At 71.9% G+C, this 23,667-nt stretch carries 20 protein-coding genes; 11 read left to right on the top strand and 9 right to left on the bottom strand.

Features of this window, described 5'->3' with window-relative positions; genetic code table 11:
• Positions 1-28: 28 nt before the first annotated feature.
• Together ACYQ77_RS30960 and ACYQ77_RS30955 are read left to right on the top strand one after the other, a co-directional pair.
• Positions 29-778 carry an SDR family NAD(P)-dependent oxidoreductase gene (locus ACYQ77_RS30960; RefSeq protein WP_459717357.1) on the top strand — a complete coding sequence of 250 codons (750 nt, stop codon included), beginning with the start codon at positions 29-31 and terminating at the stop codon, positions 776-778.
• Positions 768-1,358: a TetR/AcrR family transcriptional regulator gene (locus tag ACYQ77_RS30955; RefSeq protein ID WP_459717355.1), complete on the top strand. Its 591-nt coding sequence runs from the start codon at positions 768-770 to the stop codon at positions 1,356-1,358. Before ACYQ77_RS30960 ends, ACYQ77_RS30955 begins: the two co-directional genes overlap by 11 nt.
• On the opposite strand, the gene ACYQ77_RS30950 is transcribed toward ACYQ77_RS30955, so the two are convergent.
• A complete protein-coding gene (locus ACYQ77_RS30950; RefSeq protein WP_459717353.1) occupies positions 1,349-1,939 on the bottom strand; it encodes a TetR/AcrR family transcriptional regulator in 591 nt (196 codons plus the stop codon). The two genes, ACYQ77_RS30955 and ACYQ77_RS30950, sit on opposite strands and share 10 nt — an antisense overlap.
• Before the next feature lie 97 nt (positions 1,940-2,036).
• Between ACYQ77_RS30950 and abc-f the strand changes: the two genes are divergently transcribed.
• Positions 2,037-3,635 (top strand): ribosomal protection-like ABC-F family protein, encoded by a 1,599-nt coding sequence (gene abc-f, locus ACYQ77_RS30945; protein ID WP_459717352.1) that lies wholly within the window; start codon positions 2,037-2,039, stop codon positions 3,633-3,635.
• On the opposite strand, the gene ACYQ77_RS30940 is transcribed toward abc-f, so the two are convergent.
• Complete coding sequence (locus ACYQ77_RS30940) at positions 3,609-5,627, bottom strand: prolyl oligopeptidase family serine peptidase (RefSeq protein ID WP_459717350.1); 2,019 nt, start codon at positions 5,625-5,627, stop codon at positions 3,609-3,611. The two genes, abc-f and ACYQ77_RS30940, sit on opposite strands and share 27 nt — an antisense overlap.
• Before the next feature lie 16 nt (positions 5,628-5,643).
• Positions 5,644-6,273, bottom strand: a complete 630-nt coding sequence (locus ACYQ77_RS30935) for a TetR/AcrR family transcriptional regulator (RefSeq protein WP_459717348.1) — start codon at positions 6,271-6,273, stop codon at positions 5,644-5,646.
• Between the two features lie 94 nt (positions 6,274-6,367).
• On the opposite strand from ACYQ77_RS30935, the gene ACYQ77_RS30930 reads away from it, so the two are divergent.
• Positions 6,368-7,075: an SDR family NAD(P)-dependent oxidoreductase gene (locus ACYQ77_RS30930; protein WP_459717346.1), complete on the top strand. Its 708-nt coding sequence runs from the start codon at positions 6,368-6,370 to the stop codon at positions 7,073-7,075.
• Here ACYQ77_RS30930 and ACYQ77_RS30925 read toward each other — a convergent pair.
• A complete protein-coding gene (locus tag ACYQ77_RS30925) occupies positions 7,068-7,682 on the bottom strand; it encodes a gamma carbonic anhydrase family protein (RefSeq protein ID WP_459717345.1) in 615 nt (204 codons plus the stop codon). The genes ACYQ77_RS30930 and ACYQ77_RS30925 overlap by 8 nt on opposite strands.
• Positions 7,683-7,827: 145 nt before the next feature.
• On the opposite strand from ACYQ77_RS30925, the gene ACYQ77_RS30920 reads away from it, so the two are divergent.
• Entirely contained in the window at positions 7,828-8,346 is a 519-nt protein-coding gene (locus ACYQ77_RS30920; RefSeq protein ID WP_459717343.1) for a TrmH family RNA methyltransferase, read from the top strand.
• Here the strand turns inward: ACYQ77_RS30920 and add are convergent.
• Positions 8,322-9,347, bottom strand: coding sequence for an adenosine deaminase (gene add, locus ACYQ77_RS30915; protein WP_459717341.1), 1,026 nt, complete (start codon positions 9,345-9,347; stop codon positions 8,322-8,324). The genes ACYQ77_RS30920 and add overlap by 25 nt on opposite strands.
• Before the next feature lie 190 nt (positions 9,348-9,537).
• Here add and ACYQ77_RS30910 point away from each other — a divergent pair, with 190 nt between their 5' ends.
• Positions 9,538-12,342, top strand: coding sequence for a DUF4192 domain-containing protein (locus ACYQ77_RS30910; protein ID WP_459717339.1), 2,805 nt, complete (start codon positions 9,538-9,540; stop codon positions 12,340-12,342).
• Here the strand turns inward: ACYQ77_RS30910 and galE are convergent.
• The 3 genes from galE to ACYQ77_RS30895 form a co-directional block, all read right to left on the bottom strand.
• Positions 12,317-13,279: a UDP-glucose 4-epimerase GalE gene (gene galE / locus ACYQ77_RS30905; RefSeq protein ID WP_459717338.1), complete on the bottom strand. Its 963-nt coding sequence runs from the start codon at positions 13,277-13,279 to the stop codon at positions 12,317-12,319. The two genes, ACYQ77_RS30910 and galE, sit on opposite strands and share 26 nt — an antisense overlap.
• A gap of 17 nt (positions 13,280-13,296) precedes the next feature.
• Positions 13,297-14,472, bottom strand: coding sequence for a galactokinase (galK, locus tag ACYQ77_RS30900; protein WP_459717706.1), 1,176 nt, complete (start codon positions 14,470-14,472; stop codon positions 13,297-13,299).
• Positions 14,473-14,625: 153 nt separating this feature from the next.
• A complete protein-coding gene (locus tag ACYQ77_RS30895; RefSeq protein WP_459717336.1) occupies positions 14,626-15,321 on the bottom strand; it encodes a metal-dependent transcriptional regulator in 696 nt (231 codons plus the stop codon).
• Between the two features lie 128 nt (positions 15,322-15,449).
• On the opposite strand from ACYQ77_RS30895, the gene ACYQ77_RS30890 reads away from it, so the two are divergent.
• The 5 genes from ACYQ77_RS30890 to ACYQ77_RS30870 all read left to right on the top strand — a co-directional run bounded on the left by ACYQ77_RS30890 (position 15,450) and on the right by ACYQ77_RS30870 (position 21,849).
• On the top strand, positions 15,450-16,295 hold the full coding sequence (locus ACYQ77_RS30890; protein WP_459717334.1) for a sulfurtransferase: 846 nt from the start codon (positions 15,450-15,452) through the stop codon (positions 16,293-16,295).
• Between the two features lie 463 nt (positions 16,296-16,758).
• Positions 16,759-17,934 carry an acetoin utilization protein AcuC gene (locus ACYQ77_RS30885; RefSeq protein WP_459717332.1) on the top strand — a complete coding sequence of 392 codons (1,176 nt, stop codon included), beginning with the start codon at positions 16,759-16,761 and terminating at the stop codon, positions 17,932-17,934.
• Positions 17,935-17,938: 4 nt separating this feature from the next.
• A complete protein-coding gene (locus tag ACYQ77_RS30880; protein ID WP_459717330.1) occupies positions 17,939-20,638 on the top strand; it encodes a bifunctional acetate--CoA ligase family protein/GNAT family N-acetyltransferase in 2,700 nt (899 codons plus the stop codon).
• A gap of 87 nt (positions 20,639-20,725) precedes the next feature.
• The gene (locus ACYQ77_RS30875) at positions 20,726-21,160 is read left to right on the top strand and encodes a hypothetical protein (protein ID WP_459717328.1); all 435 of its coding nucleotides are present in this window, start codon (positions 20,726-20,728) and stop codon (positions 21,158-21,160) included.
• 95 nt (positions 21,161-21,255) lie between these two features.
• The gene (locus ACYQ77_RS30870) at positions 21,256-21,849 is read left to right on the top strand and encodes a hypothetical protein (RefSeq protein WP_459717327.1); all 594 of its coding nucleotides are present in this window, start codon (positions 21,256-21,258) and stop codon (positions 21,847-21,849) included.
• On the opposite strand, the gene ACYQ77_RS30865 is transcribed toward ACYQ77_RS30870, so the two are convergent.
• A complete protein-coding gene (locus ACYQ77_RS30865) occupies positions 21,850-23,505 on the bottom strand; it encodes a fumarate hydratase (protein ID WP_459717325.1) in 1,656 nt (551 codons plus the stop codon).
• Positions 23,506-23,667: the final 162 nt, after the last annotated feature.

Raw genomic sequence — 23,667 nt, 5'->3', positions numbered from 1 at the left:
AACTTTGTTCCGGTTAGGCTCCGCGGTCATGCGGACTGCGGTGGTGACGGGCGGCAACAGGGGCATCGGCTACGCGGTGTGTGAAGCCCTGGTGGACAAGGGTTTCCGCACCATAGCGGTGACCAGGAACGCCGACGCGCCACCCGGCGTCGAGGTCGTCCGCGGCGACCTCGCGAGCAGGCGCACGGTCGACGAACTGGCCACCGCGCTGCGCGCGACGTGCGACACCATCGACGTCCTCGTGCACAACGCGGGGATCTGGCCGACCCGCCTGCGGCACAACGAGGACGGTCTCGAGGAGTCCTTCGCGGTCAACCACCTGGCGCCGTTCCAGCTGAACCTGGCGCTGGAGGACCGCGTCCGCCGCGTGGTGCAGGTCAGCGCGGGCCTGTACGTGAAGGGCCGCGTCGACCTCGAGCGCACCCCGTACGGCAAGGACTTCCACCGCATGCGCACCTACTGCGACACGAAACGCGCGAACCTGCTGCTCGTGCCGCTGTTCGCGCGGCGGTGGCAGGATGCCGGCGTGACCATCGACGCGGTGCACCCCGGCGTGATCCGCACCGACCTCGGTGACCCGGGCGGCGTGCTGGGTGCCGTGCTGCGCCTGGTGAAACGCCGCTGGGCGTCCCCTGCCGAGGGCGCGGCCCCGATCGTGCGCTTGGCCGACGACACCGGCACCGGGCGCTACTTCAACGAGAACACCGAGGGCACCCTGCCGGACGGGCCGGCACAGGAGTTGTGGGACCAGGCGCGGGAACTGACCGGTGCCGGTTAAGCAGCGGCGTGGCGAGGAGACGCGGCAACGCCTCCTGGACGCGGCGCTGGCCATCCACGCGTCCGGTGGCGCCGAGGGGTTCACCGTGCACGCGGTCGTCGCGGAGAGCGGGGTCAGTCTCGGCAGCCTGTACCACCACTTCGGCAGCTTCGACGGCCTCGCCGCCGCCCTCTACCGCCGCTGCATGGCCGGACTGCTCGACGCGATCGTCGCCGCGCTGACCAGGGCACGCACGCCGCGGTCCGGGGTCCGTGCCGTGGTCACGGCGTACCTGGGGTACGTCACCGAACACTCGGCCTGCGCCCGGTTCATCCACGCCTCCGCGTACGCGGCCTACCTCCCCGTGCACGCCGACGAGATCGCCGCGATGAAGGCGCCCCGCATGGCACGCATGGCGGAATGGCTGGCGCCCCACATCGCGGCGGGCACCGTGGTCGACCTGCCGGACCCGCTCATCGAGATGCTGCTCATCGGCCCGGTCGCCGAACTGTCCCGCCGCTGGCTGAACGGCGCCGACATCGACCTCGCCCGCGCCGCGAAACTCCTGCCGGACCGGATCTGGGCGGCCCTTCAGGCGTAGACGCCCGCGCGTGCCGCGTGTGCGACGGCCGCCGCCGACTGGTCCGCCAGCGCCGTCGACGCCTGCTCGCCCGCGATCACCACCCGGGAGAAGAACGGCGCCACCGCCGCCTTCACCACCGCGCCCGCGTCCGTTCCGGCGGGCACCTCGCCGCGGGCCACCGCACGCGTGACCACGGCTTCGGCGCGCCGGAACCGCTCGGCGTAGAAGTCGTGCAGCGCGGCCGCGGCGCGCGCCGACTGGAACGCCGCCGCGACGAACGCCATCTGCGCGGCCCCGAAGGTGCGCACCACTTCCCGGGCCAGTTCCCGCAGGTCGTCGTCGAAGGAGCCGGTGTCCGGCGGCGCCCAGTCGTCCTCGTCCGCGAGCGCCAGCGCGTCGACCACCAGGCCGTCCACCCCGCCCCAGCGCCGGTACACGGTCGTCTTGTGCACGCCCGACCGCGTCGCGACCGCCTCGACGGTCAGCCCCGCGTAGCCGTGTTCGGCCAGTTCGGCGAGTGTCGCGTCCCGCACCGCCACCCGGTTCCGCGCGGTCCGGCCACCCGGCCGGGAACGTGGTTGCGCGCTCGCAGTGTCCATGGCACCATACTAATGCAACTGATGTCGCATTAAGGAGCGAGCGCCATGGACTTTCTGAGGTCTGTCCACCACCCGGCACACACCTCAGGAGGCCCTTTTGCCCACTCAGTTGACCCTGCGCGAGGTACGCAAGTCCTTCGGTGAGCGCCTGCTCCTCGACGCCGTCACCCTGACGGTCCGGCCCGGCGAACGCGTCGGCATCGTCGGCGAGAACGGCGCGGGCAAGTCCACCCTGCTCCGCCTGCTCGCCGGCCGGGAAACCGCCGACGACGGGGAGGTCATCGTCACGGCCGAGAGCATCGGCTACGTCGGGCAGACGCCCGAGCTGCCGCCGGACCGCACGGTCGGCGACGCGATCGACGCGGCGCTGCGCGACCTGCGGGACATGGAGCGCCGCCTCCGCGAGCTCGAGTCCACGCTGGACGAGTCCACCATGCGCGAGTACGGCGACCTGCTCACCCGGTTCGAACTGCGTGACGGCTACGAGGCGGACGCCCGTGTCGACAAGGCGCGGCACGCGCTTGGCCTCGCCGACATCGGCAGGGACCGTCGGCTCGGCACGCTGTCCGGTGGTGAACAGGCACGGCTCGGTCTCGCGTGTCTCATCGCGGCCGCGCCGGAGGTGATGCTCCTCGACGAGCCGACCAACCACCTCGATGCCGCCGCACTCACCTGGCTGGAGGACCACCTGCGCACGCACCGCGGCACCGTCGTGGCCGTGTCACACGACCGGGTGTTCCTCGAACGGGTTGCGACGGCGATCGTGGAGGTGGACGGTGACCTCCGGGCCGTCGCCCGCTACGGCGACGGCTACGCCGGCTACCTGACGGCGAAGCGGAACGCGCGCCGCAGGTGGGAGCTGGCGTACGAGCGGTGGACCACCGAGATCGCGGAGCTGACCGAGTTCGCGGCCACCACCGCGCACCAGGTCGCACCCGGCCGCGTGATGAAGGACCGCAACAAGGTGAGCTATGACCGGCACGGCGGCCGCGTGCAGGCGTCGGAGTCCAGCCGCGTGCGCAACGCGCGGGAACGTCTCCGCAGGCTGCGCGACGATCCCGTGCCGCGCCCACCGGACCCGCTGCGGTTCACCGGCAGGCTGAGCGCGGGCGAGCGGCCGGACACGGTCGCCACGCTGCGGGACGTGCGGGTCGCGGACCGGCTGCGCGTACCGGACCTGACGATCGCCGGCGGGCAGCGGCTGCTCGTCCACGGCCCCAACGGCGCGGGCAAGACGACGTTGCTGCGCGTTCTCGCCGGTGCCGTGGCACCGGACGAGGGCACCGTCACGCGGCGCGGTCGCGTGGGTTACCTGGCGCAGGAGATCCCCGTCGACCACCCCCGCCGCAGCCTGGTCGCGGCCTACGCCGACGGCAGGCCGGGGCTGCCGGCGGAACAGGCGGAGCAACTGCTGTCGCTCGGCCTGTTCCGCCCGGCCGACCTGCGGGTCCCGGTCGGCGCGCTGTCCGCCGGGCAGCGCCGCAGGCTCGCGCTCGCCCGGCTGCTCACCGCCGAGATCGACCTGCTGCTGCTCGACGAACCGTCCAACCACCTGTCGCTCACCCTGGTGGAGGAGCTGGAGGAAGCCATGTCCACGTTCACCGGCGCCCTGGTCGTGGTGTCCCACGACCGCGCACTGCGCCGCCGGTTCACCGGCGACCGGCTGGCGCTAGCCGGCGGCAGGCTCGTCGCTTAGCGTCCGCCACAGGAACTCGTACTCGAGTCCCCGTTTGAAGGCGAGCTGTTCGTTGTCCGCGGCGCCGCCGTGTCCGCCCTCGATGTTCTCGTAGTACCGGACGTCGTAGCCCAGTTCCTTCAACCGCGCCACCATCTTGCGTGCGTGGCCGGGGTGGACGCGGTCGTCCCGGGTGGACGTGAGGATGATCGTGGGCGGGTACGGCCGGTCCGCGGCGACGTTCTGGTACGGCGAGTACTCCTTGAGGTACTCCCATTCCGCCGGCTCGTCGGGGTCGCCGTACTCGGCCATCCAGGACGCGCCCGCCAGCAGCTTGTGGTACCGCCGCATGTCCAGCAGCGGCACCTGGCACACGACCGCGCCGAACAGCTCCGGGTAGCGGGTCAGCATGACACCCATCAGCAGCCCACCGTTCGAGCCGCCCTGGATGCCGAGCCGCTCCTTGGTGGTGATGCCCCTGGCCACCAGGTCCTTCGCGACGGCCGCGAAGTCCTCGTACACGCGCAGCCGGTTCTCCTTGAGCACGGACTGGTGCCACTCCGGCCCGTACTCGCCGCCGCCGCGGATGTTCGCGACGACGTACGTGCCCCCTCTGGCCAGCCAGCCGCGGCCGATCACGCCGCTGTAGCCGGGGGTGAGCGACACCTCGAACCCGCCGTACCCGTACAGGAGCGTCGGCCCGTCGTTCTCCTGTCCCACCACGAAGTACGGGATCCGCGTGCCGTCGTCGGAGGTCGCGAAGTACTGCCGCGTCGTCAGCCCGTCGGCGGGGAAGAACGCGGGCGCCCGCTTCAGCACCTCCGGGGTGCCGCCGATCTCGCCCCGGTACAGGGTGGCCGGCTGCGTGTACCCGCTCGCGTTGAGGAAGTACTCGTCGTCGACGTCCGGGTTCGTGTCGAGGACGTCCGCCGAACCGGCCTCCGGCGCACCGGCCAGGGGAGCGCGTGCCCAGCCCGCTGCCGGGGTGAGCACCTCGAAGCGGCTCTTCACGTCCGCCAGGGAGGCCACGATGAGGTGGTTCTTGGTCCACAGGTAGTACTGCAGCGAGGTGTGCTCGTCCGGCTCGAACAGCACGGTGAGCTCCCGGCTCCCCGCCAGGTAGTCGTCGAACCGGGCGGCGAGCAGCGCGCCTGCCGGGTAGGTCGTGCCGTCGACGGTCCACGGCGTCCGCGTGCTGATCAACAGCCACTCGCGGTGCGACGAGGTCTCGGCGTCGTCGGGCACGTCCACCTTCACCAGCTCGCCGTCCGGCCGCCGCAGGTACTTCTCGGTGCGGTAGAAGTCCAGGTTGCGGTAGACGAAGTCGCGCTCGAAGCCCTCGGTCGGGTCGTGGAACGCGCCCGCCGACACGTCCTCCGGCTTGCCCTCGTAGACCGTGACCGCCTCGGACAGCGGTGTGCCGCGGCGCCACTCCTTCGCGATCCTCGGGTAGCCGGACGCGGTGAGGGAGCCCTCGCCGAAGTCCGTGCCGACGTAGATCCGGTCCTCGTCGATCCACCCGACGCGGCTCTTCGCCTCCGGCACCGCGAAGCCGTCCGCGACGAACGCCTTGGTCACCAGGTCGAACTCCCGCACCACGGTCGCGTCGGCGCCGCCGCGGGACAGCTCGACGAGCGCGCGCCGGTAGCCGGACCGCAGCACGGCCGCGCCCTGCCACACCCAGCTCTCGTCCTCGGCCTTGGCGAGCGCGTCGACGTCGAGCACGACCTCCCACTCGGGGTCCGCCGTCCGGTAGCTCTCGAGCGTGGTGCGCCGCCACAGGCCCCTCGGGTTGGCGGCGTCCTGCCAGAAGTTGTAGAGGTACTCGCCACGCCTGCGGATGTAGGGGATCCGGTTGTCGGCGTCGAGCACCTCGCGGATCTCGTCCCGCAGCGCGGTGAACCGCTCGCCACCGGTCAGTTCCGCGACGGTCTCGGCGTTGCGTGCCCGCACCCAGTCCAGGGCGGTGTCGCCGGTGACCTCTTCGAGCCAGAGGTACGGGTCGTCTGTCATGACACGAGTCTGCCCGTCAGCCGCCGAACGCGCGCATGGCCTCCGCCACCTCGGCCGGTTCGAGCGCCTTGCGGGGGAGTGGGCTGGCGGCGTCCGCGCGCAGTCCGTCGAGCAGGAGGGCCAGGTGGCGGCGCCACGCGTCGGGGGCGGTGGCGGCGGTCGCGTTGATGATCGTGGTGGTGCTCCACAGCACGAACGCGAAGTCGCCCTCCTCGAAGTCGGCCCGCAGCTGCCCGGACTTCTTGGCGTTCTCGACGATGGCCACGACCAGTTCGTGGCCCCTGGCCTTGAGCCGGTCGATCTCCGGGGTGTCGGGCAGGGCCCGCGCGCACAGCTCGTTGTACGCGCGGTCGGCCGCCTGGAGCTCGCAGCAGTGCGCGAGGAACCAGGCGAAGCCCTCCCACGGGTCCGCCATGGTCGACGCGGTCCCGGCCAGTTCGACGGCGCGGGCGACCTTGTCCGCGAGCGCGGCCTCGACCAGCTCGCCGCGGGCGGGGAAGCGGTTGTAGAGCGTGCCGATGGACACGCCCGCCTCCTTGGCGATGTCCTCGAGCGGCACGTCGAGCCCACGCGCCGCGTAGAGCCGGCGGGCGGCCGCGACCAGCAGGTCACGGTTGCGCTGCGCGTCCTTCCGCAAGGGGCTCATGGTGCCATCCTAGTGATGTTGAGGCTGGTCTCAACTTGGTGCTACGGTCGATCCCATGAACTTGAGGGTGTCCTCAAGTTGTGGAGGGAGAACCGTGAAGACCATCGCCATCTTCGGGGCGGGGCCCGCCCTGGGCCTGTCCGTCGCGCGCCGGTTCGAGAGGGAGGGCTACCGCGTCGCGCTCGTGGCACGCCGGCAGGAGAGCCTCGACGCGCTGGCCGCGGACCTGCCGGGCGCCGCGACGTTCCGCGCCGACCTGCTCGACCCGGCGCAGCTCACGGCCGCCGTCGCCGCGATCGAGGACCGGTTCGGGCACGTCGACGTGGCCGTGTGGAGCCCGGGCGGGCTCGACCAGCAACGCGTCGCCGTGCTCGACGTCGACCCCGACGAGCTGCCCGGTCAGCTCGAACTGCTCCTGCTCGCCCCGATCCGGCTCGCCCGGATGCTGCTGCCCGGCATGCGTGCCAGGGGCGACGGCGCGCTGCTGTACGCCTCCGGCGTCTCGGCCCTGCAGGCCATGCCCGAGCTCGGCAACGTCGGTGTCGCGCTCGCCGGCATGCGCAACTACGTCCATGGCGCGCACGCCGCGCTCGCGGGGTCCGGCGTGTACGTCGGTATCGTCCCGATCGGCGGGCTGATCAAGAACAGCGCCGCGGAGGCCGTCGTGCTGTCCGCGCCCGAGCAGTTCGCGAACTTCGACCTTGCCGCGCTGACAGCGAACACGCTCGACCCGGACGCCATCGCCGACGTCTTCTGGGACCTCAACCTCAAGCGCGACCGCGTCGAGGAGGTCGTCAGCTGATCACCTCGTCGTCGGCGTGCGCGGCGTACTCGGCCGATCGGACCTCGGTCGCCTCCCGGTAGCGGGGGACCCGGTCGGTCCACTCGGTGCGCACGCCGAACGCGGCGTCGGCGAAACCGACGCGCGCGATGGCCGCGGCCAGGTCGCCGGGCCGGTCGGGGCCGAACACCTCGACCGGATCCCCGACCGCCGTGGTGTGCGGCGGCACGAAGAACTCGCCGGGCAGCACGGTTCGCGCGTGCACGAGCGCACCGACCGCGACGCACGCGCCCGCGCCGATCGCCGCCGCCTGCAGCACGGTCGCGCCCGCCGCGAGGTAGGCGCAGCGGTCCACCCGCGCGCCGAGCACCGTCGCGTGTGGACCGACGAACACGTGGTCGGAGAGCACGACGGGTGCGTCGGTGACCGCGGTCGCCCGCAGCACGGCGTGCTCGGAGACGATCGTGTGCGCACCGATCTCCACCCGCGAGCCCTCGGCGTCGAGGACGGCGCCGTACATCACGCGGGCGTGCGGCCCCACGTGGACGTCGCCGACGAGCGTGGCGTTCGGCGCCACGTACGCCGACGGGTCGACCTGCGGTTCCGCGCCGCGATGCCGTATCAACATGCCGTCGATGGTCGTCCGGAAACCGCGAGATCGCTGGCTGGAATCGGACCTGGCGTTACACTCGGCTCACCTCTTTCGTTGTCGATGGCCCCGGCGTGCCGCGAAACGCCTTTCCCATGACCGGAAGGACCTCCCCGGGCGCCCGATGAGCGCGCGTCCGATGTGGGTGCGCACCAGGGCGGAGCTGCGCGGACAGCGGCACCGGCGCGCCCATTCCTGTTGGGACCACCTGATCGTCGCGCCGCTCTGGCCGAAGTACGGCGTCAACCTGGGCACGCTCCTGCGGACGTGCGACGCGGTCGGCGCGTGCATGGCCGTGCCGCACCTGCCGTGGATCCGCGAGGCGCTCGCCAAGGGCAACACGCTGCGGAAGCCGTCGTGCGTGCACTGGGTGAACGACCCGCTCGCCTGGCTGGCGGCGCAGCGTGGGGACAGCGACGTGGTCGGCGTGGAGCTGACCGACGAGTCGATCCGCCTCGTCGAGCTGCGCCCGGCGCGCCGCCGCACGGTCGTCGTGCTGGGCCACGAGTCCGACGGCATCCCGGAGGACGCCACCGCGTTGCTGGACACGGCCGTCGAGATCCCCATGCTCGGCACCGGGCTGTCCCTCAACGTGGCCGTGGCGGGCTCGCTGGTCGCCTACAAGCTCGCCGGGCTCGTGTAGTCCCGTTCGACCTCGTCGATCTCGGCCAGCAGCGCCGCTTTCCGGCGTTCGTCGCAGAACGCGGCACGCACCCCCGCCCGCGCGAGGTCGGCGAGGTCGCCGCGGCTCAACCCGAAGTGCTCGTGCACCAGCAGGTACTCGCGGTTGAGGTCGGTGTGGAACATACCGGGGTCGTCGGTGGCCAGCGTGACCGGCACACCCGCATCGAGTAATCGGGGGAACGGGTGCTCGGCGAGCGTGGCGACGGCACGGGTGCGGATGTTGGAGCTGGGGCACACCTCGACGGGGATGCCTTCACCCGCCAGGTGTGCCAGCAGGTTCGGGTCGCGGACCGCGCTCGTGCCGTGCCCGATCCGTTCCGCGCGCAGGTGGGTGAGCGCGGCCCAGATCGTCTCCGGCCCGGTGGTTTCCCCCGCGTGCGGCACCGACCGCAGCCCGCCGTCGCGTGCCATGTCGAACGGCACGCGGTACCGCTCGCGGGGCACACCGATCTCGTGCCCGCCGAGGCCGAAACCGACCGTGCCCGCCGGGCGGTACCGCAGGACCCATTCGGCGGTCGCCATGCCCGCCTCGATGCCCAGCGAGCCCGCGATGTCGAAGACCCACGCGAGCGCCACGCCGTGCAGGCGCGACGCGAGCGCGCGGCCTTCGGTGAGCGCCTCGGCGAGTTCGTCCGGTGCGATGCCGGTGACGAGGTGCGGTACCGGGGTGACCGTGACCTCGGCGTAGCGGACCTGGTTGGCGGCGAGGTCGCGCGCGAGCCCGACGACGAGCGCGGTCACGTCCGCGCCGGTGACCACGAGCTGGTTGACCTTCACGTAGACGTCGATGAAGTGGGCGAAGTCGGAGAACTCGTAGAAGGCGCGCAACTGCTCCCGGTCCGTCGGCACCGCCTTGCCGGGGTGGCGCCGCGCCAGTTCGAGGACGGTGTCCAGCGAGGCGGAACCCACGAGGTGGACGTGGAGCTCCGCCTTGGGGAGGCGGTGGATGAAGTCACGCACGCCGCCATGATGCCCGAGGCCACCGACAGTTTCCGCGCCACGAACCAGGGCCCGGCCGCCTACCACACCCCACCGACATTTCCCGGCCCGCACACCCCCTCCCGCCCCCATCTGTCCACAGCCCACCCAGTTGTCCACATTCCCGGTATCTCGCACCCCGTTCCGTCGCCCCCGCCCGCACAGTGGACGCATGACGACTTCGCCCCCACACGCCTCCGTCACGCCACACGAACTGTCGGCGATGATGGCCGGCATCCCCTACGTGATCGGCTTCCCACCGACCGACTCGCTGGTGCTGCTGACGTTCAACCGTTCCCCGACACTGACACTGGGCACGACGATCAGGGCAGACCTCCCCGACCGGGACCACGTCGAGGCGGTGGCGGAGCAACTGGTCTCGGCCACCAAGCAGAACGAGGCCGTGGCCGCCATCGCGGTCGTGGTGGGCGGTACCGCGGAGGAACACCGGCCACTGATCACCGCACTGCGGCAAGGCTTCGCCGCCAACGACATCCTGCTGGTCCACGCCAGCTGGGTACACCGCATCCACCACGGCGAACGATGGCAGTGCTACCTCGATCCCTGCTGCGCGGGCGACATCCCGGACCCGCAAACGTCCGCCCTGGCCGTGGCGGCGGCCATCGCGGGCAACCCGACCTACCGCACGCGCGAGGAGATGGCGGAACACCTGGCCCCGGACGCACCGGAAACCCTTGCGAGAAGGGAAGAGCTGCTGGACGCCCACCTGAGAACCCCGCGCGCCCCGTACACAGAGGACGATCTGGCAACAGACCTGGCCCTGCTGACGAACATACTCACCGACGCGGAGAACTCCCCGGACCTACCGACACTGACCGACCGCCAGGTGGTCCGCCTGGCCCGCGCACTGTCCCAACAGGAAGTGAAGGACGAGTGCCTGGCGTCGGCACTGACCCCGAACCCCGAGGCGGCGGAACGCCTGTGGACGGTACTCGTACGCGCGCTACCGGCCCCGGAAAGAGCGGAACCGGCGGTACTGCTGGGCATGTCGGCGTACCTGCGAGGAGCGGGCACCCTGGCAGCACTGGCCGTGAGGACGGCACTGGACGCCAACCCGTCCCACGAACTGGCGAAGCTGCTGTACGCAGCCCTGACCCAGGCCACCGTCCCCCCGAACCACCTGCGCACGCTACTGCTGAGAAGCATCCTGAAAAACGAAGGCCTCCCCGACGACCTCCCCATGAACACCCCAGAGGAACACACACCCGAACCAGCACCCGAACCGACACGCCCGCCAGCCCATCCCACGCCCCCAGCTGACACCACTACGCGAACGTCTTCCCCAGAGCCGACGTCCGTTCCGCCACACACGACACCGCCTACCACAACTCCCGTTCCCCCGACCCCGGCGACAGCGTCGGCGAGCATCCCCACAGAGCCGGAACCGATCCCTGCCCACCCGACGCCCCACCGTCCAACCGGTACAACCCGGCTGCCGAGCTACCCACGCCCGATCACCGACATGAGCGAGCCCGCCCCTCCGCAAAACCCCACGGTCCATGCGGCCGCCCCAACTCCCGACCCGGATTCGAGCGCCGGGCCAACCCCTCCGAACCCGCCCACCGACGCAAGCACCCACCTGGTCCAGGAAAACGAAGCGGTTTCACTGACCCCAGCTGCCGCCGCTGCCGAACCGATATCTGTTTCAAGTCTGCAATCGCCCCATGGAGTGCGGGCAGTCCAGCCGATCGCGTCGGTGGCCTCCTCGGCTGGCTCACCCGCTCAACTGGCCCCGGCAACCGAAACGGTGCCGGTGGTCCCGGCTGCCGCGGATGCTGATCTACCAGCCGATTCCACTGGCTCTGACATTCCATCGTTCCGTGGTGTCCGGGCGGTTCCGCCGGTCGGGCGAGATGTCGAGCGGGTCCCCGAAGCCGAGGCGGTTCCGCTGGCCCCGGCTGCCGCCGCTGCCGAACTGACAGCCAATCCCGCTGTTTCAAGCCCGCAATCGCCAATCGGAGTGCGGGCGGTTCGGCCGGTCGAGTCGGTGGCCTGTTCGGCTGGCTCTCCCGCTCAACTGGTGCCGGGAGCCGAGGCGGTTCCATCGGCTCCGGCTGCCGTGAATGCTGAACTGGCAACCGATGCCGCTGGCTCAAGCACCCAATCGTCCGGAGGAGTCCGCGCACTTCAACCGGTCGCGCGAGATGCCGAGTCGGTGGCCTCCTCTGCTGGCTCACGGGCTCAACCGGTACCGGGAGCCGAGGTGGTTCCGCTGGTCCCGGCTGCCGCACTGGAAGCCGATTCCGCTGTTTCAAGCACCCAATCGTCCGGTGGAGTGCGGGCAGTTCGGCCGGTCGGGTCGGTGGCGTGTTCGACTGGCTCACCCGTCCAGCTGGTCCCGGCTACCGAGGCGGTTTCATCGGCCCCGGCTGCCGCGGATGCTGAACTGGCAACCGATTCCGCTGTTTCAAGCACCCAGTCATCCCGTGGGGTCTTGGCTGTTCGATCGGCGTCGCGAGATGCCGAGCCGACAGGCTCAGCCCTGCGGCTAGATCTGGAAACCGAGGCAGTTCCGCCAGAACGAACTGCCCACGATGCCGAACCTGTAACCCATTCCCCCGCTTCAAGCTCCCAACCAACCCCAGAGGTCCGGCTGGTCGCACGAGATGCCGAGCCGAACGCCCACTCGGCAACCCCAGCCATCCGACCGCATCCGAACGCCGGGACAATTTCACCCGACTCGATCGCCGCCGATGCCGCACTGACAGCCGATTCCGCAACCACCCGACCAGCCACGAAGACCCAGAGCAAGGACCAGACACCGACGCCTCCACCGGCACGGCCGAGAACAGTCAGCCGTGGCTGGGCAGAACCACCCACCGACCGCGAACTGAACACGCGAACAGCGGCCACCCTCGGCCTGCTCACCCCAGCCCGCACCACACTGGACCCACTGACGGCATTCCTGCCGCCAATACCGGAACCAGAGATCAGAGCGCGGAACGCCCCCGGGTGAACTCCCAGGCGTCCCGGACGATGACGTCCAGGTCCACGTGCTCCGGCTTCCAGCCCAGCTCCTCACGGGCGCGCTCGCTGGACGCGACCAGGGCGGGCGGGTCCCCGGCACGGCGGTCCTTGACCTCGGCGGGGATCGGGTGACCGGTGACCGCGCGGCACGTCTCGATGACCTCACGCACGGAGAACCCGGTGCCGCTGCCCAGGTTGTAGATGTCGTGCCTGCCGGGCGTGGCGTGGTCGAGCGCCAGCAGGTGTGCCTCGGCGAGGTCGGCGACGTGGATGTAGTCGCGGATGCAGGTGCCGTCGGCCGTCGGGTAGTCCTCGCCGTAGACGTGGATCGCCTCGCGCTGGCCCAGTGCGACCTGCAGGACGAGTGGGATGAGGTGGGTTTCCGTGGTGTGGCGTTCGCCGTAGCCGCCCCACGCGCCCGCGACGTTGAAGTACCGCAGGCTCACGGCACCGAGCCCGTGTGCCTGTGCATAGGAGGTGATGGCGTGGTCGATGGCGAGTTTCGTGGCGCCGTAGGTGTTGGTGGGGCGCGTCGGCGCCGTCTCGACGATCGGGATGACCTCGGCCTGCCCGTAGACCGCGGCCGTGGACGAGAACACCAGCCGTGGCGTCCCCGAGACGCGCACGGCCTCGAGCAGACGAAGAGAGGTGAGCACGTTGCCGTCCCAGTACTTCTTGGGATCCTGCATCGACTCGGCGACCAGTGACTTGGCGGCGAAGTGGAGGACACCGTCGAAGCCCTCGGCGAGCAGGTCACCCGCCGCCTCGGCCAGGTCGGCCTGGACGAAGCGGCAGCCCTCCGGCACGGCGTCGGCGTGGCCGGTCGACAGGTCGTCCAGCACGACGACCTCGTGGCCCGCCTTCAGCAGGCGAGCCGCGCACACGCTTCCGACGTACCCCGCCCCGCCCGTCACGAGCAGCTTCACCACGGTCTCCGTTTCGTCTACGAGAAGTTGTCGCGGCCGGCGCCCGGGGAGGGCGCCGCCGTGAACAGGCCCGGCGCGGTCAGGTCGCGTTCGGCGAACGCCGCGAGCACCTGCTTGCCGACCGGCTCGACGGCGTCGGCGGCGACCAGTGCGATGGCCGACCCGCCGAAGCCGCCGCCGGTCATCCTGGCACCCAGGGCGCCCGCGGCGAGCGCGGTGTCCACCGCGAGGTCCAGTTCGAGGCAGGAGATGCGGTAGTCGTCACGCATGCTCGTGTGGGACGCGGTCAGCAGGTCGCCGATGTCGGCGATCCGGCCCGCGCGCAGGTGCTCGACCGTGCGTTCCACGCGGGCGTTCTCGGTGACCACGTGCCGGACCAGCGGGCGCAGCTCCTCGGGCAGCCGGGCCAGCGCGTCGTCGAGGCCGGCCTCGGTCACGTCCCGCAGCGCGGGCACCCCCAGCAGTTCCGCCGCACGTTCGCAGCCGGCGCGGCGTTCGCGGTACCCCGACTCGTTGTGCGAGTGCTTCGCCTTGGTGTCGATCACGAGCACGGCAAGACCAGCAGAGGAGGCATCGAACGGAACCTGCTCCATCTCCCCGGAGCGCACGTCGAGGAACAGCACGTGGTCCGCGACGCACGACAGGGACGCGGTCTGGTCGAGCAGGCCGGTCGGGACGCCGACGTAGTCGTTCTCCGACCGCTGCACCCACCTGGCGACCGTCGCGCGGCTCGGTGCGTCCGGCTCGTCCAGCTCCACACCGGCCAGCCCGAGCAGCGCCAGCGCGGTCGCGCACTGCAACGCATGAGAGGAGGACAGTCCAGCACCGGCAGGGACGTCGCCCGCGATGACGAGTTCGGCGCCGCCGCCGAAGCCTTCGTCGCGCAGCACCCACGCGACACCGGACGGGTACGCCGCCCAGCCGTCGACCGACCCCGGCGCCAGGTCGGCGACGGTCACGGGCGCGGCCTGCTGGGGACGTCCGTCGTCGCCGACGGTGGTGACCGACAGGACGCCGTCGTCGCGCGGGGACGCGGCCACCGCGATGCGGTACGGCAACGCGAACGGCAGCACGAAACCGTCGTTGTAGTCGGTGTGCTCGCCGATCAGGTTGACCCGGCCCGGCGCGGACCACACACCCGTCGGCGGGCGGCCGTGCAGGCCGCGGAAGTGCGTGGCGGCGCGGGCGGGCACGTTGTGGGTGGCTGTGCCGAGCACGGACGCCCCGCCGTTGCCGCGGGCGCCCGGGGCGGGGGCGGTGGGCGAGTGTGAGGGCTTGTGGGAGGACGTGTTGTCGTGCGCGTCGGCGGTGCCGCGCTCGTTGGTGGTGGTCACGTGGCCGTGGCGCTACTTCGCGCGGGCGAGGACGGCGTGCAGCACGGTCGGGGCGACCTGGGCCGAGCTGTGCTCGCCGCTGACCTCGATGGTGTTGCCGTCGCCCTTCGACGGGCCGACCTGCACGGTCTGGCCCGGCACGACGCCGACCTCCTTGAGCTCGGCCATGAGGTCGGGGTCGAGCTGCACGTGCTCGGCGATGCGGCGGACCTCGACCTTGCCGCCACCGCGGCGGGCGACGTCGTCCATGCGGACCAGGTCGGCCTCGACCGGCGGGGCGGGCTCACCGGAGCCCAGCTTGTCCAGGCCGGGGATCGGGTTGCCGTAGGGCGACGTGGTGGGGTTGCCGAGCAGCTTCACCAGCTTGCGCTCGACGGCCTCGCTCATGACGTGCTCCCAGCGGCACGCCTCGGAGTGGACGTGCTCCCATTCCAGGCCGATCACGTCGACGAGGAGGCGCTCGGCGAGCCGGTGCTTGCGCATGACCGTGATGGCGAGCGCGCGACCGTGGTCGGTCAGCTCGAGGTGCCGGTCGCCCGCGACGACGACCAGGCCGTCCCGTTCCATGCGGCCGACGGTCTGACTCACGGTCGGACCGCTCTGACCGAGTCGCTCGGCGAGCCTGGCGCGCAGCGGGACGACGCCCTCCTCCTCGAGCTCGTAGATCGTCTTGAGGTACATCTCAGTGGTGTCGATGAGCTCGTTCACGCCGTTCCCCTTCGTCGTCAACCATGCTAGTCGCTCCGCCAGGTGGAGCAGTGTGGCGGTCACGGGCAGTGAGCGGTCGCCCGCTGCGGGACACGGCACGGCAGTTCGGGTGAGTGGAGAATAGCCGGGTGACATCTCCCCTCGTGTCGTGCACCGACCTCGCCGTGTCGCTGACCGCAACCGCGCCGCCGACGCTCATCGACGTGCGCTGGCGCCTGGGCGGGCCGCCCGGGCGGGAGGACTACGACCGCGGGCACCTGCCGGGCGCGGTGTACCTCGACCTGGACACCGACCTGGCCGCGCCGCCCGGCCCGGACGGGCGGCACCCGCTGCCCGCGCCTGCGGACCTGCAGCGCGTGCTGCGGGCCGCCGGGGTGCGTGACGGCCACCCGGTCGTGGTCTACGACGCGGACAACGGGTCGATCGCGGCACGCCTGTGGTGGCAGCTGCGGTGGGCGGGCCACGACCAGGTCCGCGTGCTGGACGGCGGGTTCGCGGCGTGGGTGGCGGAGGGCCGTCCGGTGACGACGGACGTGCCGGTGCCGGAGCCGGGCGACATCACCGTCCGGCCCGGGCAGCGGCCCGTGGTCGACGCGGCGGGGGCGGCCGAGCTGGCACGCGCCGGCCTGCTGCTCGACGCCCGCGCGCCCGAGCGGTACCGGGGTGACGTGGAACCGATCGACCCGAAGGCCGGGCACGTGCCGGGTGCGGTCAACGCGCCGTTCGCCGCGCACACCGGGCCGGACGGTCGCTGGCGCGCGCCCGGGGAGCTGGCGGAGCACTTCGCGAAGCTGGGTGTGGACGGGGACCGGCCGGTGGGGGCCTACTGCGGCTCCGGTGTGACCGCCGCCTCGGTGCTGCTCGCGCTCGAGGTCGCGGGGGTGACGGACCGGGCCGCGCTGTACGCGGGGTCGTGGTCGAACTGGAGCGCGGACCCCGACCGGCCGGTGGCCACCGGCGACGCGCCGGGCTGACTGGAGGGCGCGCCGGGCTGACTGGACGATGCGCCCGGGGTGACCGGACGTGCCGGGCTGACCGGACGACCCGCGGGGCTGACTGGATGCGCCGGGCTGACCGGAAGGCGCGCCGGGCTGACTGGACGATGCGCCGGGCTGACTGGATGCGCTGGCTGACCGGACGACGCGCCGGGCTGACTGGACGATGCGCCCGGGTGACCGGACGTGCCGGGCTGACCGGACGACGCGCCGGGCTGACTGGACGATGCGCCCGGGTGACCGGACGTGCCGGGCTGACCGGACGACGTGCCGGGCTGACCGGAAGAGGTCGCCTGCGGTCCGCGGCGGAGATGGCCGTGCCCACCGCGCGCCGGGGGTCTCGGCGCTCGGCAGGGGAGAGGCAGCCACCGCATCCTGTATACAGAATGCAACGTGCTTCGGCGATGGGCTGGGGCCACCTCTTCTCGATTAGGGTTGCGCCATGGGCTTGCCTGGTTCGGTCGTGTGGGACTCCGCCTTGCTCGGGTACGACCTGGGCGGTGAACACCCGCTGCACCCGGTCCGGCTCGAGCTGACCATGCGGCTGGCCAGCGCGCTCGGCGTGCTCGACGGCGTGGAACTGCTCGTCCCCCAGGAGGCCACCGACGAGGAGATCGAGCGCATCCACGACGCCGGGTACCTCGCCGCCGTGCGGGCGGCGCCGATGTCGGGGTGGGACGTCGGGCACGGGCTGGGCACGCCGGACAACCCCGTGTTCGACAACATGCACGAGGCGTCCGCCCGGGTCGTCGGGTCCTCGCTGCTCGCCGCGCGGCAGATCGCGAGCGGGGCGACGAAGCGGGCGGTCGGCATCGCGGGCGGGCTGCACCACGCCATGCGGGACCACGCGCACGGCTTCTGCGTCTACAACGACCTCGCGGTCGCCATCTCCTGGTTGCTGGACAACGGGTTCGAGCGCATCGCGTACGTCGACACCGACGTCCACCACGGCGACGGGGTGCAGGCCGCCTTCTACGACGACCCCCGCGTGCTGACGATCTCCCTGCACCAGAACCCGCTCACGCTCTTCCCCGGCACCGGGTTCGCCGACGAGACCGGCGGCCCGAACGCGCCCGGCAGCGCCGTGAACGTGCCGTTGCCACCCAACACCGGGGACCGGGCGTGGCTGCGGGCGTTCCACGCGATCGTCCCGTCGCTGCTCGCCGAGTTCCAGCCGCAGCTGCTCGTCAGCCAGTGCGGTGTGGACACCCACCACGAGGACCCGCTCGCCTCGCTGTCGCTGTCCGTCGACGGGCACCGCACGATCTACCGCACGGTGCGTGACCTCGCCGAGCAGTACGCCGGCGGGAAGTGGCTCGCCGCCGGAGGCGGTGGCTACGCGCTGCTGCGGGTCGTCCCCCGGTCGTGGACTCACCTGATCGCGACCGTGCTCGACCGGGACATCTCCGGCGGCACGACGCTCCCCAGCGAGTGGACCCGGTTCGTCGACAAGATCGCGCCCACCGCCGAGCTGCCGCTCACCATGAGCGACGGCAAGAGCACCGACTTCGAGCCGTGGGACGGCGAGGACGGCGACCGGGTCGACAGCGTCATCAAGGAGGTCCGGCGCGCCGTCTTCCCGCTGCACGGCCTCGACCCCGACGATCCGAGAGACTGACCCCATGCCCGCCGACGAACAGGACCCGTTCGACTACCCCAGGGACTGGGAGGCCGACGTGGTGCTGTCCGACGGCGGCACCGTGCACCTGCGGCCGATCGTCCCGAGCGACGCCGACGCGCTGCTCGCCTTCCACGGCCGCATGTCCGAACGCACCCGCTACCTGCGCTACTTCGGCGCCTACCCGCAGATCCCGCCGAAGGACCTGAAGCGGTTCACGACCGTCGACCACCACGACCGGGTCGCGTTCGTCGCACTGCTCGGCGACGACATCGTCGCGGTCGCCCGGTACGAGCGGATCGACGGCGGGCCCTCCGCCGAGGTCGCGTTCGTCGTCGAGGACCGGCACCAGAGCCGCGGCCTCGGGCCGATCCTGCTCGAGCACCTCGCCGCCGCGGCGCGGGAGAGCGGCATCGAGCGGTTCGTCGCCGAGGTGCTCGCCGAGAACTCCGCCATGCTGGGCGTCTTCCGCGCCGCCGGCTACCAGGTGGCCCGCGAGATGGAGGAGGGCGTCTTCCACCTGGAGTTCGCCATCGATCCCACCGAGGAGTCCGTCGCCGTCGCGCGGTCCCGCGAACAGGCGGCCGAGGCCCGCAGCGTGCACAACCTGCTGCACCCCCGCTCGGTCGCGTTGATCGGCGCGTCCACCGACCCGGACAAGATCGGCTACGCGGTGCTGGGGAACCTGCTGCGCGCCGGCTTCGCCGGGCCCGTGTTCCCCGTGAACGCCGAGCACCGGTCGGTGCGGGGCGTGCGTGCCTACGCGAGCGTCCTCGACATCCCCGACCCGGTCGACCTCGCCGTGGTCGCGGTGCCCGCCGAGCACATGGACGACGTCATGGACGCCTGCCTCGCCAAGGGCGTCAAGGCGCTCGTGGTGATCTCGTCCGGCTTCAGCGACGCCGGGCCGGCCGGTGAGGGCGCCGAACGCAGGCTGGTCACCGAGGCCAGGGCACACGGCATGCGGGTCGTCGGCCCCAACGCGCTCGGCGTGGTCAACACCGACCCGGCCGTGCGCCTCAACGCGACCCTCGCGCCGAAGCTCCCCGGCCGGGGCCGCACCGGGTTCTTCAGCCAGTCCGGCGCGCTCGGCACCGCGATCCTCGCCGACGCCGCCGCGCGCGGGCTGGGGCTGTCGACGTTCGTGTCCGCGGGCAACCGCGCCGACGTGTCCGGCAACGACCTGCTGCAGTACTGGGAGACCGACCCCGCGACCGACGTCGTCCTGCTGTACCTGGAGTCGTTCGGCAACCCGCGCAAGTTCGCGCGGCTCGCCCGCAGGCTCGGGCGCGTCAAGCCGATCGTCGCGGTGAAGTCCGGGCGCAACGCGGTGCTGCCCGCGCTGGCCGCGACGTCGGTGGACGTCGACGAGGCCAGCGTGGCCGCCCTGTTCGAGCAGGCCGGCGTCATCCGCGTCGAGTCGATCGCGCAGCTCTTCGACACCGCGCTGCTGCTCGCGCACCAGCCGCTGCCACGCGGTGGCCGGGTCGCGGTCGTCGGCAACTCGTCCGCGATCGGCGTGCTGGCCGCGGACGCCGCGCTGGGCCAGGGCCTCGAGCTGGCGGGCGGGCCGGTGGACGTCGGCGTGTCGGCGGGCCCGGACGCGCTCGCCGCGGCGGTCCGCGAGCAGCTGCGCAGCGAGGACGTCGACGCGCTGGTCGTGGTGTTCGTGCCGCCGCTGTCGACGCCCGGCGCCGAGTACGCGCGGGCGTTGCGGGACGCGGCCGAGGAGGAGGGCGGCAGCAAGCCGATCGTGTCGACCTTCCTCGCCACGGAAGGGATCCCGGCCGAGCTGGCGGTGCGGAGCGCGGACGGCGCCCCGGCCCGCGGCTCGATCCCGTCGTACCCGAGCCCGGAACGCGCGGTGCTCGCCCTGGCCCGCGCGACCCGGTACGCGGCGTGGCGGTCCGCGCCGCAGGGGGAGCTGGTGCGGCCGGAGGGCGTGGCCGTCGAGCCGGCGCGGGAGCTGGTCCAGCACCGCCTGGCCGGTGTGGCCGACGGGCTGGTCGAGCTGACCGACGACGAGGCCGTGCGCCTCCTCGCGTGCTACGGCATCGAGATCGCCGCGCACCGGGCGGTGACGTCGGGTGACGAGGCGGTGGCCGCCGCCGAGGAACTGGGTTACCCCGTCGCGGTGAAGGCCACCGGCGAGCGGTGGTGGCGGCGTCCCGACCTGGAGGGTGTGCGCCTCGACCTGGCGACGGCCGAGGCGGTGCGGGCCGCGTTCGCCGACCTCGCCGAGCTGACCGACGTCGCCGACATCTACGTGCAACGCATGGCGCGCAAGGGGATCGGCTGCTCGATCGGGCTGCGGGACGACCCGTCGTTCGGCACGCTCGTCTCGTTCGGACTGTCCGGTGTGGTCTCCGACCTGCTCGGCGACCGCGCCTACCGGGCCGTCCCGCTCACCGACGTGGACGCCGCCGCGCTGGTCCGCGCCCCGAAGGCGGCGCCGCTGCTCACCGGGTACCGCGGCACCGAACCGGCCGACCTGGACGCGCTGTCGGACCTGGTGCTGCGGGTCGCGGCGCTCGCCGAGGACGTGCCACAGGTGCGGTGGCTCGCGCTGGAACCGATCCTGGCCGCGCCGACGGGCGCACAGGCCGTCGGCGCGCGGGTGAAGGTCGGGCCGCCCCCGTCACGGCAGGACAGCGGCCCGCGCAGGCTCCGGTCGCTCTCACATTCCTACGAAAGTAGGGTTTGACCGCCGGTGTGCAACCGGCCACGCGACGGGGTTCGTCCTCCGCACATGAAACGCCTAGGAACCGTCGTTGGCGCTGGCGTTCTGCTCTTGCTCGCGAGCGCTTGCGCCAACCCGCAAGACAGCCAGGAGCCGGGTACCGGCACGCCGACCACGGCCACGTCGACGGCGGAGTCGACCACACCCGATCGTCAGCCGGCGCGGACACCGCCCAGCGGCGGCACGAAGGTGCCCACGGCGCAGATCGACGACTCGGCGCTGCCGAAGGGTTACCCGCAGTTGGTGTGGACCGAGGACGACGGCACGTCGATCGGCGTGGTCGCCCAGGAGGGCGGCTGCGGCAAGGCCAGTGTCGAGATCCCGGAGCAGACCGACGAGCAGGTCGTGGTGCTGATGGTGGAGACCGTGCCCGCGAAGCCGCAGGCCTGCACGATGGACCTGCGGTACCCGAAGGTCACGTCCGAGCTGGACGCGCCGCTGGGTGACCGCACGGTGGTGCTGAAGACCGAACAGCGGAAGTCCTGACAGCCCTTTCCCCTGGTGCCCGGTCACGTGCTGCCCCCACGTGACCGGGCACCGTCTCGTGCAACCGGACACCCGGCGGCTACCGTCCTGTCGACATGAGGGCATTGCTGACCACCGTGACCGCCGCGCTCGCCCTGGGTGTGCTGGCCGGGTGCGGGGACGCGTCCACCCCTGCCGCGTCCGACCAGTCCACCACCACGACGACGACGTCGGCGACCCCGCCGTCGAAGACGCCACCCGAGACCCCCACCCCGTCCGACGTGGCGCCGACGGAGCAGCCACCGCCCGCGGGCAAGCCGCAGAACCCGACGGACGGCACGCCGCGGATCACCGTCGACGGGAACGAGCTCGTTGTTCCGCCGGACCTGAAGGCGGTGCCCGCCGCGCAGGTGGACGCGTCGGCCGTGCCGGGCTACTACGGCGAGCACCGCGGCAAGGTCTGGCTGCACGCCGACGGGTTCACCCTGGAGACGATCTCGTACGCGAGCAGCGGCTGCACCGACGCGGAGGCCGTGCTCGTCGACCAGGGCCCCGACTCGGTGAAGATCGTGCTGCGCCCGCTGGACCAGCCGCTGGGCGGCAAGCCGGACGACTCGATCTGCGCGACGGTCATGACGCCGCGGCCGGTGACGGTCGCACTCGACCAGCCGTTGCGGGACCGGAAGGTCCTGCTGTCGGCCGGGCGCTGATCAGCGGCGGAACGAGATCTGCAGGGTCGGCTGCGAGGTGCCGGCGAAGAAGTCGTTGCCCTTGTCGTCGACCACGATGAACGCCGGGAAGTCCTCGACCTCGATCTTCCACACGGCTTCCATGCCGAGTTCGGGGTACTCGAGGACGTCGACCTTCTTGATGCAGTCCTGCGCGAGCCGGGCCGCGGGCCCACCGATGGAGCCGAGGTAGAAGCCGCCGTGCGCCTGGCAGGCGTCCGTGACCTGCTTGGAGCGGTTGCCCTTGGCGAGCATGACGAGTGACCCGCCCGCGGCCTGGAACTGCTCGACGTAGGAGTCCATGCGCCCCGCCGTGGTGGGCCCGAAGGAACCGGAGGCGTAGCCGTCCGGGGTCTTGGCGGGGCCCGCGTAGTAGACGGGGTGGTTCCGCATGTAGTCCGGCATGGGCTCGCCCGCGTCGAGACGCTCCTTGATCTTGGCGTGGGCGATGTCCCGGGCCACGACCAGCGGGCCGGTGAGGGAGAGCCGCGTCTTCACCGGCAGCGCCGACAGGGTGGCGCGGATCTCGGCCATGGGCCGGGTGAGGTCGATCTTCACGACCTCGTCGGTGAGCTCGTCGTCGGTGGTGTCGGGCAGGAAGCGGGCGGGGTCGCGCTCGAGCTGCTCGATGAACACGCCGTCGGGGGTGATCTTCGCCTTGGCCTGCCGGTCGGCGGAGCACGAGACGGCGATGCCGACGGGGCACGACGCGCCGTGGCGGGGGAGGCGGATGACGCGGACGTCGTGGCAGAAGTACTTGCCGCCGAACTGCGCGCCGATGCCGAACTGGCGGGTCATCTCGAGGACCTGCTGTTCGAGGTCGGTGTCCCGGAACGCGTGGCCGCCCATGGAGCCTTCGCGGGGGAGGTTGTCGAGGTAGCGCGCGGAGGCGAGCTTGGCGACCTTGAGCGTGTTCTCGGCGGAGGTGCCGCCGACGACGATCGCGAGGTGGTAGGGCGGGCAGGCGGCGGTGCCGAGGCTGCGCAGCTTCTCGTCGAGGAAGCTCGCGAGCCGCTTGGGGTTCAGGAGCGCTTTGGTCTCCTGGTAGAGGAAGGTCTTGTTGGCGCTGCCGCCGCCCTTGGCCATGAAGAGGAACTCGTACTCCGGCTTGTCGCCGTCCTTGTGGTAGAGCTCCAGCTGGGCGGGGAGGTTGGTGCCGGTGTTCTTCTCCTCCCAGAAGCTCAGCGGCGCGAGCTGGGAGTAGCGCAGGTTCAGCTCCTGGTAGGCCTCGAAGACCCCCTTGGCGAGGGCGGCCTCGTCGGCGCCGCCGGTGAGGACGTTCTCGGTGCGCTTGCCGATGACGATGGCGGTGCCGGTGTCCTGGCACATGGGGAGCACCCCGCCGGCGGAGATGCACGCGTTGCGCAGCAGGTCCATGGCGACGAACCGGTCGTTGCCGCTGGCCTCGGGGTCGTCGACGATGGCACGCAGCTGCGCGAGGTGGCCGGCGCGCAGCAGGTGCTGGATGTCGCGGATGGCTTCCTTGGCGAGCGTGGTGAGCGCTTCGGGGGCGACCTCGAGGAAGGTGCGGCCCGCGGCTTCGATGACCTTGACCCCGTCGGCGGTGACCAGCCGGTATTCGGTGGTGGTGTCGGGGGCGAGCGGGAGGGCTTCGCTGTACTCGAAGGACGCGGTCACCGTGGGGACTCCTGTGTCAGTGTCGGGATTCCCTGACGTTACCGCGCCTCACCGACCCGCCGGACTGTGGTCTTCCTCGCTGATGGTGCTCGCCGTGCACGGGGGTCCTCGCCGGACGGGCGTCCTCGCCGGAGGGCGTCCTGCCGGACGGGCCTCCTCGCC

The organism is Actinophytocola sp. KF-1, assembly GCF_054661535.1.
Note: the sequence above shows the minus strand (reverse complement) of the source record. Positions and strands in the feature narration are given on the sequence as shown.